The organism is Trinickia sp., assembly GCF_051953955.1.
In the GTDB taxonomy this organism is placed as follows: Bacteria; Pseudomonadota; Gammaproteobacteria; order Burkholderiales; family Burkholderiaceae; genus Trinickia.
Genome location: NZ_JBQCIF010000111.1, coordinates 23180 through 36234 on the forward strand (window position 1 = coordinate 23180; position 13055 = coordinate 36234).

Annotated in this window: 9 protein-coding genes; 7 read left to right on the forward strand and 2 right to left on the reverse strand. The window is 65.2% G+C overall.

The genetic code is table 11. From position 1 onward, the window contains the following. The first annotated feature begins 22 nt into the window (after positions 1–22). From atpD to ACTHNZ_RS20515, 4 genes are all read left to right on the forward strand, one after another. Entirely contained in the window at positions 23–1417 is a 1395-nt protein-coding gene (gene atpD, locus ACTHNZ_RS20500) for a F0F1 ATP synthase subunit beta (RefSeq protein ID WP_440544412.1), read from the forward strand. A gap of 102 nt (positions 1418–1519) precedes the next feature. Beyond that, complete coding sequence (locus tag ACTHNZ_RS20505; protein ID WP_440544413.1) at positions 1520–1948, forward strand: F0F1 ATP synthase subunit epsilon; 429 nt, start codon at positions 1520–1522, stop codon at positions 1946–1948. A 277-nt stretch (positions 1949–2225) separates the two neighbouring features. Then, positions 2226–3944 carry an AMP-binding protein gene (locus ACTHNZ_RS20510; protein WP_440544414.1) on the forward strand — a complete coding sequence of 573 codons (1719 nt, stop codon included), beginning with the start codon at positions 2226–2228 and terminating at the stop codon, positions 3942–3944. A 685-nt stretch (positions 3945–4629) separates the two neighbouring features. Continuing rightward, a complete protein-coding gene (locus ACTHNZ_RS20515; RefSeq protein WP_440544415.1) occupies positions 4630–5109 on the forward strand; it encodes a CoA-binding protein in 480 nt (159 codons plus the stop codon). 67 nt (positions 5110–5176) lie between these two features. Here ACTHNZ_RS20515 and ACTHNZ_RS20520 read toward each other — a convergent pair whose 3' ends face one another. Then, complete coding sequence (locus ACTHNZ_RS20520; protein WP_440544416.1) at positions 5177–6007, reverse strand: transporter substrate-binding domain-containing protein; 831 nt, start codon at positions 6005–6007, stop codon at positions 5177–5179. A gap of 175 nt (positions 6008–6182) precedes the next feature. On the opposite strand from ACTHNZ_RS20520, the gene hemE reads away from it, so the two are divergent. Both hemE and ACTHNZ_RS20530 read left to right on the forward strand, forming a co-directional pair. Then, the gene (hemE, locus tag ACTHNZ_RS20525; RefSeq protein ID WP_440544417.1) at positions 6183–7280 is read left to right on the forward strand and encodes a uroporphyrinogen decarboxylase; all 1098 of its coding nucleotides are present in this window, start codon (positions 6183–6185) and stop codon (positions 7278–7280) included. Positions 7281–7730: 450 nt separating this feature from the next. Beyond that, complete coding sequence (locus ACTHNZ_RS20530) at positions 7731–10013, forward strand: primosomal protein N' (RefSeq protein WP_440544418.1); 2283 nt, start codon at positions 7731–7733, stop codon at positions 10011–10013. Between the two features lie 285 nt (positions 10014–10298). On the opposite strand, the gene ACTHNZ_RS20535 is transcribed toward ACTHNZ_RS20530, so the two are convergent. After that, a complete protein-coding gene (locus ACTHNZ_RS20535; protein ID WP_440544419.1) occupies positions 10299–10472 on the reverse strand; it encodes a hypothetical protein in 174 nt (57 codons plus the stop codon). 289 nt (positions 10473–10761) lie between these two features. On the opposite strand from ACTHNZ_RS20535, the gene putA reads away from it, so the two are divergent. Next, positions 10762–13055: bifunctional proline dehydrogenase/L-glutamate gamma-semialdehyde dehydrogenase PutA (putA, locus tag ACTHNZ_RS20540; protein ID WP_440544420.1), on the forward strand; the 2294-nt coding region annotated here is incomplete at its 3' end.

Sequence of the window (13055 nt, forward strand, 5' to 3'; positions counted from 1 at the left end):
TTGAGTATCTAAAGGAAAAGCGATGAGTACTACTGCTTTGGTAGAAGGCAAGATCGTACAGTGCATCGGCGCGGTGATCGACGTGGAATTCCCGCGTGAGCACATGCCGAAGGTCTACGATGCCCTCGTGCTCGAAGGCACGGAACTGACGCTCGAAGTTCAGCAGCAGCTGGGCGACGGCGTCGTGCGCACGATCTGTCTCGGCGCGTCCGACGGCCTGCGCCGCGGCGTGATGGTGAAGAACACGGGCTTGCCGATCAGCGTGCCCGTCGGCAAGCCGACGCTCGGCCGCATCATGGACGTGCTCGGCCGTCCGATCGACGAAGCCGGTCCGATCGAAAGCGAGAACAAGCGCTCGATCCACCAGAAGGCTCCGGCGTTCGACGAACTGTCGCCGTCGACGGAACTGCTCGAAACGGGCATCAAGGTGATCGATTTGATCTGCCCGTTCGCGAAGGGCGGCAAGGTGGGCCTGTTCGGTGGCGCCGGCGTCGGCAAGACCGTGAACATGATGGAGCTCATCAACAACATCGCGAAGGAGCACGGCGGCTACTCCGTGTTCGCGGGCGTGGGCAAACGAACCCAAGAAGAGAACGACTTCTACCACGAAATGAAGGACTCGAACGTGCTCGACAAGGTCGCGCTCGTGTACGGCCAGATGAACGAGCCGCCGGGCAACCGTCTGCGCGTGGCGCTGACGGGCCTGACGATGGCCGAGCACTTCCGTGACGAAGGCCTCGACGTGCTGTTCTTCGTCGACAACATCTACCGTTTCACGCTGGCCGGCACCGAAGTGTCGGCGCTGCTCGGCCGGATGCCGTCGGCCGTGGGTTATCAGCCGACGCTGGCCGAAGAAATGGGCAAGCTGCAAGAGCGCATCACGTCGACGAAGAAGGGCTCGATCACGTCGGTGCAAGCCGTGTACGTGCCTGCCGATGACTTGACGGATCCGTCGCCTGCCACGACGTTCGGCCACTTGGACGCAACGGTCGTGCTGTCGCGCGACATCGCATCGCTCGGCATCTACCCGGCCGTCGACCCGCTCGATTCGACCTCGCGTCAGATCGATCCGAACGTCATCGGCGAAGAGCACTACACGATCACGCGCGGCGTGCAGCAAACGCTGCAGCGCTACAAGGAACTGCGCGACATCATCGCGATTCTGGGCATGGACGAGCTCTCGCCGGAAGACAAGCTGTCGGTGGCGCGTGCACGTAAGATCCAGCGTTTCCTGTCGCAACCGTTCCACGTCGCTGAAGTGTTCACGGGTTCGCCGGGCAAGTACGTGCCGCTGAAGGAAACGATCCGCGGCTTCAAGATGATCGTCGACGGCGAGTGCGATCATCTGCCCGAGCAAGCGTTCTACATGGTCGGCACGATCGACGAAGCCTTCGAAAAGGCCAAGAAGATCCAGTAAGTCGGGGTCGGGTGTCACGCAGTGGGCGCCGGCAGTACGAATCGATGTCGGTCGGCGCCCTCGTAATGCGGTCAACCAGCCTTGCATGGGATCGGAGTAGATATGGCAACCATCAAAGTAGACGTCGTCAGCGCGGAAGAGCAAATCTTCTCGGGCATGGCGAAATTCGTCGCGCTGCCGGGCGAGGCCGGTGAACTCGGCATCTTGCCGGGTCACACGCCGCTCATCACGCGCATTCGCCCCGGTGCGGTTCGCATCGAGGCCGAAAACGGCGACGAAGAATTCGTGTTCGTTGCCGGCGGCATTCTCGAAGTGCAGCCGGGCGCGGTGACCGTGCTCGCCGATACGGCGATCCGCGGTCAGGACCTCGACGAGGCGAAGGCCGATCAGGCTCGCAAGCGCGCCGAGGAAGCGATGCAGAATTCGGGCTCGAATATCGAGTACGCCACGGCACAGGCCGAGTTGGCCTACGCCACGGCGCAGCTCGCCGCGATCGCCCGCCTGCGCAAGCTGCGCTCGCAACGCCACTAACGAAAGAACGCGTTCGAACGCGTTGCCGGCCGTGTCGCACTATGGCGGGTGATGCGAATCGAAACGACGCGAACAGCAGCAGGATCCTTGAACGCCGCTCGGCCATCGCCGCAGCGGCGTTTTTCGTTCCACGGTGCCTGATCGAAGGTGCCGTAAGGGGGCGCGCAGGTTCTTGATGCCTCGGACGCCAACGAGCGTGCGGGTAACACTCGATGCGGGCGCGGGTGCTCGGTGGCACAATCGTTCGAAAATTTCGCGAACGCTTGGAGACATCGAGATGGCGACGCAGATTCCCGAGCACGGCGCGCTGATCGCGCCGATCAATGGTCTTTCGCATGTGCGCGGCACGACCGACGTTGCGCTTTCCGAAGCGACGATCGGCCAGCTCCTGAGCGGTACGGCATCGCGGTTCCCGGACCGCCCAGCCGTCGTATTCCGCGAGCAAGACATTCGATGGACGTGGCGCGAATTCGCTGAAGAAGTCGACGTACTTGCAGCCGGCCTCGCATCTACCGGCATTGGGCGCGGCGACCGAGTCGGGATTTGGTCGCCGAACCGTGTCGAATGGCTGCTGACGCAATTCGCGACCGCGCGCATCGGCGCGATCCTCGTCAACGTGAACCCGGCTTACCGGCTCGCCGAGCTCGAATATGCCCTGAACAAGTCGGGCTGTTGCGCGCTCATCACGGCGGAATCCTTCAAGACGTCGAAGTACGTCGAAATGCTGCAGGCGCTGGCGCCCGAACTCGCCCAATGCGCGCCCGGGCAGCTGCGCGCCGCGCGCCTGCCCGAGCTTCGGCTCATCGTGCGCATGTGCGATACGTCGACGCCCGGCATGACGACCTTCTCCGATCTGATCGAAGCTGGGCGGGTGGCGCGCGAGACGATCGACGTCGCGGCGATCGACGCGACGCTGTCGTCGGCCGATCCGATCAACATCCAATTCACGAGCGGCACGACGGGGAACCCGAAGGGCGCGACGCTGACCCATCGGAACGTGGTCAACAACGCGCGCTACATCGCGATGGCGATGCGCTTCACCGAGGCCGACGCGCTGTGTATCCCCGTGCCGCTCTATCACTGCTTCGGCATGGTGCTGTCGGTGCTCGCGAGCGTATCGACGGGCGCGAAGATGGTGTTTCCGGGCGAAGCATTCGATCCGGCTGCCACGTTGGCGGCCGTGGCCGAGGAGCGTTGCACGGCCTTGCATGGGGTGCCGACGATGTTCATCGCCGAGCTCGATCACCCCGACTTTGCAAAGTACGATCTCTCGACGTTGCGTACCGGCATCATGGCGGGATCACCGTGCCCGATCGAAACGATGAAGCGCGTCGTCGCGCGGATGCATTTGTCGGAGATCACGATCGCCTACGGCATGACGGAAACGAGCCCCGTCTCGTTCCAGAGCGCGACGGACGATCCGCTCGAGCAGAGAACGTCGACCGTGGGCCGCATCGCCCCGCACTTGGAAGCGAAAGTCGTCGACCCGATGGGCCATACGGTGCCCGTTGGCGAAACGGGCGAGCTCTGGACACGAGGCTACTCGGTCATGCGCGGCTATTGGGACGATGAGCCGCGCACGCGCGAAGCGATCGTCGATGGGTGGATGCGCACGGGCGATCTGGCGACGCTCGACGCGCAGGGCTATTGCAACATCGTCGGCCGCTTGAAGGACATGCTCATCCGCGGCGGCGAGAACGTCTATCCGCGCGAGGTCGAGGAGTTCCTTTTCCGGCACCCGAAGATCCAGAGCGTGCAGGTGTTCGGCGTGCCCGACGAGAAATACGGCGAGGAAGTCTGTGCGTGGATCGTCGTGCGTCCGGGCGAGCAACTGACCGAGGAGGAAGTCAGGGCGTATTGTCAGGGGCAGATTGCGCACTACAAGGTGCCGCGGTACATCCGGTTCGTCGAGGATATGCCGATGACGGTGACGGGCAAGGTCCAGAAATTCATCATGCGCGCGCGAATGATCGAAGAACTCGGGCACCAGCGATGAGGGGCTCGACGAGCCCTGCATGAGACCGGAGTAAGGCGCCGAAGCACCAACTCCGGATCGAGCTCTGCACGGGATCGGAGTAAGGCGCTGAAGCACCAACTTCGATCGACGAGCCCTGCATGAGACCGGAGTAAGGCGCTGAAGCACCAACTCCGGATCGCAAAAAAAAAGCGGGCTTGATAGCCCGCTAAAAACCACACGCTACGGGGTTAGCGCGAGGAGACCAACGAAGGAGCCGTGCGCGCCACACAGCAAATCGCAGCGCACCGACAACGACTCCAACAAAGATGCCCGAACCCAATCAGCCGCCTGTCAGCCCAGGCATCGCGAACAATTCGACGCCCCAAGCGCAGACACATCCGTGTTGAAACCGTTGAGGGGCATTGTGGGCGAATTGAGAAAGCGACGCGGTAACAAAGTGTTTCAGTTTGTAACGCCCGCCAGATAAGGCGTTGCGGGATATTTTACCCAAATTTTGGAACAATTACGTCACTATTGCCGATTAACGGCAAGAACGAAATCGTGGCGCAATCGCTTCGTCGTATTTTATCGAGAAAATCGCATGAACGGGTTTCATCATCAGAATGGCGAGCTTAAGATGCCTGTTCCCGCTCGCACGCCGCGCGTGAATATGACCGAGGCTTGCGTGTCCCGACATTTTTTACCCATCGCACATGGCAACACAATGAACGAGCCGGAGACCCTGAAACGCATCCTGGGCCGCGACCGCGTGATCGCCGTGGTCGGTCTGTCGACGCACGCTTATCGCCCCAGCCACTCGGTGGCCGCTTACATGCAGTCGCACGGCTATCGCATCGTGCCCGTGAACCCGGCCTATGCCAACGATACCGCCGGCGTGCTCGGGGAGCGCTGCTATGCGTCGCTGGCCGCGGCGGCAGCCGCGCTCGCGCAGGAAGGGGCCTCGATCGATATGGTGGACGTGTTCCGGCGGCCCGAGCAGGCGGCCGACGTCGCCGATCAAGCCATCGCGATCGGCGCGAAATCGCTATGGCTGCAAGTGGGGGTCATCAACGAAGAAGCCGTTGCTCGCGCAGCGGCCGCCGGCCTCGACGTGGCGATGAACGTCTGCGTCAAGGTCGAGCACGAGCGGCTGTTCGGCGCGACCCATCGCGCGAACGCACCGGCACCGCGTATGCCCGCCTGAGGGCGGCGCGGGCGGTACCGAGTCTTACCGCTCCGCGCCGATGCTTCGCGCCCGGCGCGTCTTTACCTCATTTCAGCCACTTGTCGGAAATCGCCTGAAACTCGCCCGTTGCGCGTGCGAGATGCAGCCATTGATCGACGTATTGCTGGAACGTCACGTCTCCCGACGGCACCATGTAGGCCTTCTCGCCGTATTGGAACGGCTTGTCGGGGTGTACCGAACACAGCCCCGGATTGAGCTTTTGCTGCAGCAGCGTCTCGGACGCGTCGGTCACCATGACGTCGGCTTTGCCTTCGAGGATCTGCTTGAAAATCGTGACGTTGTCGGGGTAGACCGTGACTTTCGCGTGCGTGAGGTACTGCTTCGCGAAACGGTCGTTCGTACCGCCGGGATTGACGATCACGCGCGTCGTCGGCTGATCGATCTGCGCCAGCGTTTGGTACTTGTCCACGTCGGCGCACCGCGTGATCGGCGTCTTGCCGTCGATCATGTACGGCTGGGTGAAGAAGACGTGCTTTTGGCGCTCGAGCGTCGTCGAGACGCCCCCCACGGCGATGTCGCATTTGGCGAGGAAGTCGTCCATGAGATGCGACCACGTCGTCTTCACGTACTGAGCCTTGACGCCGAGCGACTTCGCAAGCGATTCGGCCATGTCGATGTCGATGCCTTCGAACGTGCCGTCCGGCTTGAGGAACGAGTAGGGCTTGTAATCGCCCGTCGTGCACACGCGCAGCGTGCCGCGCGCGATGACGCCGTCCAAGCGTGAGGTCGACGCCGCGGCCGGCGCGGCGCTGCTCGTTTGGCCGAAGGCCGTGCTCATGCACGACGCGGCGAGCGTGACTGCACCGATGGCGCCAAGGGCACTGATTGCCGTGCGCGCGAGACGTTGTTTCGTCATGGGGTCTCCGTGTTCTTAGAAAGTCGATGGATGGGGGGCTCCCCAACGCTCTCGATGATAGCCGCGCCAAAATGGCGCAGCGGGATCGGCCGTGAAAGCCGGTATGCGACGCGTGAGGCGTGCTCGCGTCCGGTAAAATGGCGGTCTCTTTCGCCTGCCTTCCAGCCTCACTCCCGTGCCTTCGACCCTGCTCAACGATACGTTTCTGCGCGCGCTGTTGCGCGAGCCGACCGATTACACCCCGATCTGGCTCATGCGTCAGGCTGGCCGCTATCTGCCCGAGTACAACGCCACGCGCACCCGCGCCGGGAGCTTCCTCGGCCTGGCCAAGAACCCCGATTACGCCACCGAGGTTACGCTGCAGCCGCTCGAGCGCTACCCGCTCGACTGCGCGATCCTGTTCTCGGACATCCTGACCGTGCCCGACGCGATGGGCTTGGAATTGTCGTTCGCCGCCGGCGAGGGGCCTCGGTTCGCGCATCCGGTGCGCACGGAGGACGACGTCGCGCGCTTGCGCGTGCCCGACGTCGAAGACACGCTCGGCTACGTGCTCGATGCGGTGAAGTCGATTCGCCGCGCGTTGACGGATGGACAGGGGCGCCAGCGGGTGCCGCTGATCGGCTTTTCAGGCAGCCCGTGGACGCTCGCATGCTACATGGTCGAGGGCGCCGGTTCGGACGACTTCCGCACCGTGAAGTCGATGCTGTATGCCCGCCCCGATCTCATGCACCGGATCCTCGACATCAATGCGCAGGCCGTCGCCGCGTACCTGAACGCGCAGATCGAAGCGGGCGCTCAGGCCGTCATGATTTTCGACACCTGGGGCGGCGCGCTGGCCGATGGCATCTTTCAGCGTTTTTCGTTGCATTACATCGAAGCGGTCGTGCAGCGTCTCGTGCGCGAGCACGATGGGGCGCGCGTGCCCGTGATCACGTTCACGAAGGGCGGTGGCCTGTGGCTCGAGGACATCGCCGCATGCGGCGTCGACGCCGTCGGGCTCGACTGGACCGTCGATCTGAAGCGCGCCCGCGAGCGCGTCGGCGCGCGCGTGGCGCTGCAAGGCAACCTCGATCCGACCGTCCTGTTCGCGCCGCCCGAGGCCGTGCGCGCACAAGCGCGCGCCGTGCTCGATAGCTACGGCAATCACCCGGGACACGTCTTCAATCTCGGCCACGGCATCTCGCAGTTCACGCCGCCGGAGCACGTCGCCGAACTCGTCGACGAGGTGCACCGGTACAGCAGAACGATGCGGGCGGGGGCCTGCGCACCATGAGATTCGCTTTGCTGCGACGCAGCGAGGTGGGCTCTCCAGCTAGGGCGCGAATCGCCCGGCGAATGGCATCGCCGGGTCGTCTTGTGATTGTCAAGACTTGACTTATACACATTCCTCTCGTTGCGGCGCGGTAGAACCCGAAATGATTGACGCCGCCCTGCAAACCATGTACCTCTTGCGTCGCTGCCTTGACGGGCAAGGGTTTGCGACCGGAGGGCGGAATGTGCGGTTTCCCACAGAACGTCAGCGCGACGGCCTCTTTGCGGTTCCGCCGCCGCACTTTTCAACAAAGTTATCCACAGGCAGCCAGGATCTCACGACAAAGTTCAGCCAGATCCATAGGTTAGCGGCGAATCTCATGTTTCACTTTAAGTTCGGGCCATTCGATTGCCGTTGCCTGCGCGGACAAGGCGGGCGATGCTTCCGCCGCGCCTCTGGGCGCCGCCCTGCATGAGCGGGGCTTACGTTCGCGTTGCGCTCGATTCGCCGCTGCCGACGCTCTTCGACTACCGCTGCGACGAACCGGCGCCGGCGCCGGGCACCCTCGTCTGCGTGCCGTTCGGCAGGCGCAGCATCGTAGGGCTCGTGGTCGAAGTGAGCGCTCACAGCGACGTTCCGGCCGAACGGCTGCGCCACGTCGAGGCTGTCTGCCGCGATTGCGCGCCGCTTTCGGGCGAGTGGCTCGAACTCGCATCGTTCGCGGCCGATTACTATCAGCGCTCGCTCGGCGAAGTCGCGTTGCCGGCGTTGCCGCAAGCGTTGCGCGACCCTTCTCGGTGGCCTCGCCTGTTCGCCGTCGAGCCGCGCTATCGATTGACCGATGCCGGTCGTGCGGCATTGCCCGCCGCATTGCCGGCGCGTGCCGCGGCCCTTCGGCGGCTCGCGGACGCACTGGCGCTCGTGAGCTCGCTTGGCGCGTCCGACGCCCGAGCGCTGCACCCGAAGGCGGGGGCCACGTTGGCCGGTTGGCAGGCGCAGGGTTGGACCGAAGTGGATACCGTGGGCGGATCGGCGAGCGTGCCCGGCGACGAGGCGCGGTCCGCCTGCCGTCAGGGCCAAACCGCCGTCAGCGTGCCGGGCGTCGAGACGGCTCGCCCCGCTTTGACGGACGAGCAGGCGCAAGCCGTCGATGCGATCGCTGCGGCGCGAGGCTTCGCGCCATTCCTGCTCCACGGGGTCACCGGTAGCGGCAAAACCGAGGTGTACCTGCGCGCGCTGGAGCGGCTCTTCGCGGCGCGCCCCGAGGCGCAAGCACTCGTGCTCGTCCCCGAGATCAATCTGACGCCGCAGTTCGAGGCGGCTTTTCGGGCACGGTTCGCCGCGCTCGCCGGCGAGGAGTCGATCGTCACGCTACACAGCGCGATGGCGGACGGCGAGCGCGCGCGCAGCTGGCTCGCCGCGCACACGGGGCGTGCGCGCATCGTGCTCGGCACGCGCCTAGCCGTTCTCGCCTCGTTGCCGGCGCTCGCGATGATCGTCGTCGACGAGGAGCACGAGCCCGCCTACAAGCAACAGGAAGGGTTGCGCTACTCGGCGCGCGACTTGGCGATCTGGCGTGCGAAGCAGCGCGGCATCGCCGTCGTGCTCGGCTCGGCCACGCCCTCGCTCGAAAGCTGGTGGCAGGCCGAGCAAGGCCGCTACCGGCGGCTGTCGCTATCGCGGCGCGCGGTGGCCGATGCGGTCTTGCCGTCGGTCCGAATGGTCGACCTCGAAGAGGAGCGCCGCCGCGGGCGCAGCAGTGTCGACGGCCTCTCCGGACCGCTCGTCGCGGCACTGAAGGCACGGCTCGAACGGGGTGAGCAAAGCCTCGTCTTCCTCAATCGCCGGGGCTATGCGCCCGTGCTCGCCTGCGACGCCTGCGGCTGGGTGGCCGGCTGTCCGCGCTGCAGCGCCTATGTCGTCCTGCACAAGGGCGAGCATGCGCTGCGGTGCCACCATTGCGGCTGGGAGCAACGCGTGCCGCGGGCCTGCCCCGAGTGCGGCAACGTCGACGTCGCGCCCCTCGGCCGTGGAACGCAGCGGGTGGAGGAGACGCTCGCCGCACTGGTACCGGGCGCCCGCGTGCTGCGCATCGACGCCGACAGCACGCGCCGCAAGGGCAGTGCGCAAACGCTGTTTTCGAATGTGCATGCCGGCGAAGTCGACATTCTCGTCGGCACTCAGATGATCGCCAAAGGGCACGATTTTCAGCGGGTGTCGCTCGTGGGCGTGCTCAATGCCGACGCGGCCCTGTTTTCGCACGACTTTCGCGCGGGTGAGCGGCTGTTCGCGCAGCTCATGCAGGTGAGCGGCCGCGCGGGGCGTGCCGGGCTGGCCGGCGAGGTGCTCGTGCAGACGCGCTATCCCCGGCATGCGCTTTATCACGCGCTCGGGCGCCACGACTACGTCGGCTTCGCGAACGCGACGCTCGCGGAGCGGCGCGATGCGCAGTTGCCGCCGTTCGTCTATCAAGCGCTGCTGCGTGCCGAAGCGCGCACGCTCGACGCGGCGCTCGCCTTTCTCGGCGCCGCCGGCGCGGCGTTGGCCGACGTGCCGGCCGCGGAGCGCGTGACCGTCTACGATGCCGTGCCGATGACGATCGTCAAAGTCGCGAACGTGCATCGGGCGCAACTGCTCATCGAGAGCGCGTCGCGCGCGTCGCTGCTCGCGACGTTGCGGGCATGGCAGCCGATGCTGAGAACGTTGAAGGGGGTGCTGCGCTGGAGCGTCGAGGTCGATCCGCTCGATATTTGAGCGGGCCGATGAAAGACGGGCGCCGCCTAGCCGGTCTCGTGGACGAGGCGGGCATCCGCGGTGGCGTGGCGGCTCAGTAGAGCAGGCGGCTGCGCGCGTTGCGGGCGCGCGTTCGGACGCGGTTCGTGTAGCTGGGCGCGGGCGATGCGGCAGGCCGCGCGCAGGCGGCGAAACGAGAGCGCCGGCGTTGTCCGGCCTGCCGATGGCGGGCGCAGGACCGGCTTTCGTGCGAGCAAATCATGATGGGCCTCGAAGTGGGTGCGATGGGCCAGGCGTCGTTGGCCTTCAGCTGCGCTCGCTCAGCAGCGCGTCGTTGGCTGTTTCGGCCTTGAGCCGAGCTTGACGCACCCGCGCCAGCGCGACGGCACGGCTGTGTGCCGGCGATGCGCCGCGCACGAACAGCGCCAGGCACACCACGGCCATCGTCCAGACGCCCCCGATTACGATCCACTTTTCCATTTCGCCTCTCCTTTCCCGGCGTCTACCGTTCGCTGGAACGCTTTCCTGCGTTAACGGCATTCCTCAGCCCTGGCGTAGGGCCGCGAGAACGATTTCACGTCAGGGAAAACACCGAGCGCAACCGGCGATGCCCAACCCGCGCCGATTTCGCGGCAACCCTTATGGGTAAAGGGTTGCCACAAGGTGCAACCGCAACGGGGTTTTGGTTGCACCTTTTTATTGGGAGGCGTAGGATTCGGCCAACTTTTTAGTCATCGGCCGGCGTAAATCGCCGGCGATCGAAGGAACCATGGCCAGTACTACCCTCGGCGTCAAAGTCGACGACCTCCTCCGCGCCCGCCTCAAAGAGGCCGCTGCCCGTCTCGAGCGCACCCCTCATTGGCTCATCAAGCAGGCGATCTTCGCCTATCTCGAGAAGATCGAACATGGGCAATTGCCCCCTGAGCTCTCAGGCGTTTCGAGCCTCGGCGATCTCGCCGAGGGTGCCGCGACCGAGCACGAAGAGGATGGCGCGCCGCATCCGTTCCTCGATTTCGCGCAGAACGTGCAGCCGCAATCGGTGCTGCGCGCCGCGATCACGGCCGCCTATCGTCGCCCCGAGCCCGAGTGCGTGCCGTTCCTGATCGGCGAGGCCCGCTTGCCCGAGCCGTTGTCGGCCGACGTCGGCAAGATGGCGGCCAAGCTCGTCGAAACGCTGCGCGCCAAGCGCACGGGCGGCGGCGTCGAAGGCCTCATTCACGAGTTCTCGCTGTCGAGCCAGGAAGGCGTCGCGCTCATGTGCCTGGCCGAAGCGCTGCTGCGCATTCCCGATCGCGCCACGCGCGACGCGCTCATTCGCGACAAGATCAGCAAGGGCGATTGGAAGTCGCACGTCGGCCATGCGCCGTCGCTGTTCGTCAATGCGGCAACTTGGGGCCTCATGATCACGGGCAAGCTCGTGACGACCAACAGCGAAGCGGGCCTGTCCTCGGCCCTCACACGCTTGATCGGCCGGGGCGGCGAGCCGTTGATCCGCAAGGGCGTCGACATGGCGATGCGCTTGATGGGCGAGCAGTTCGTGACGGGCGAGACGATTTCCGAGGCGCTCGCGAACAGCCGCAAGTACGAAGCGCGCGGCTTCCGCTACTCGTACGACATGCTCGGCGAAGCGGCCACGACCGAAGAAGACGCGCTGCGCTACTACGCGTCTTACGAACAGGCGATTCATGCGATCGGCAAGGCGGCCGGCGGGCGCGGCATCTACGAAGGCCCCGGCATTTCGATCAAGCTCTCGGCGTTGCATCCGCGTTATTCGCGTGCTCAGCAAGAGCGCACGATGAACGAGCTGCTGCCGCGCGTGCGCGCGCTCGCCGTGCTCGCGCGCCGCTATGACATCGGCCTCAATATCGATGCCGAGGAAGCCGATCGCCTCGAGCTGTCGCTCGATCTGCTCGAAGCGCTCTGCTTCGATGCCGAGCTGGCCGGCTGGAACGGCATCGGCTTCGTCGTTCAGGCCTATCAGAAGCGCTGCCCGTTCGTGATCGACTACGTCGTCGATCTCGCCCGCCGCAGCCGGCACCGCATCATGGTGCGCCTCGTGAAGGGCGCCTACTGGGACAGCGAAATCAAGCGCGCGCAGCTCGACGGCCTCGAAGGCTATCCGGTCTATACGCGCAAGGTCTACACGGACGTCTCGTACCTCGCCTGCGCGAAGAAGCTGCTCGGCGCGCCCGATGCCGTCTACCCGCAGTTCGCGACGCACAACGCCTACACGCTCGCGGCGATCTACCACCTGGCGGGCCAGAATTACTACCCGGGCCAGTACGAATTCCAGTGCCTCCACGGCATGGGCGAGCCGCTGTACGAAGAAGTCACGGGCCGCGAAAAATTGAACCGCCCGTGCCGCATCTACGCGCCGGTCGGCACGCATGAAACGCTGCTCGCGTATCTCGTGCGCCGCTTGCTCGAGAACGGCGCGAACACGTCGTTCGTCAATCGCATCGCCGATGAAACGGTGCCCGTCGCCGCGCTCGTGGCCGATCCCGTGGACGAAGCCTCGAAGATCGTTCCGCTCGGCGCGCCGCACGCGAAGATTCCGCTGCCGCGCGATCTGTTCGGCAGCGAGCGTCTGAATTCGATGGGCCTCGATCTGTCGAACGAGCATCGCCTCGCATCGCTTTCGTCAGCGCTGCTGGCCAGCGCGCATCACCCGGGGCGAGCGGCGCCGATGCTCGGCGACGGCGAGGCCGCGGCCGGCGCGGGGCGCGAGGTCCGCAATCCGGCCGATCAGCGCGATATCGTCGGTATCGTCGTCGAAGCCACACGCGAGCATGTCGATGCGGCGCTCGTCCATGCCGTGGCCGCCGCGCCGATCTGGCAGGCGACCCCTGTCGAAGCGCGCGCCGATTGCCTCGCCCGCGCGGCCGATCTGCTCGAAGCGCAGATGCATACGCTGATGGGGCTCATCGTGCGCGAGGCCGGCAAGTCGCTCGCGAACGCGATTTCCGAAATTCGCGAGGCGGTGGATTTCCTGCGCTACTACTCCGCGCAGATTCGCGACGAATTCTCGAACGATACGCATCGCCCGCTCGGTCCCGTCGTTTG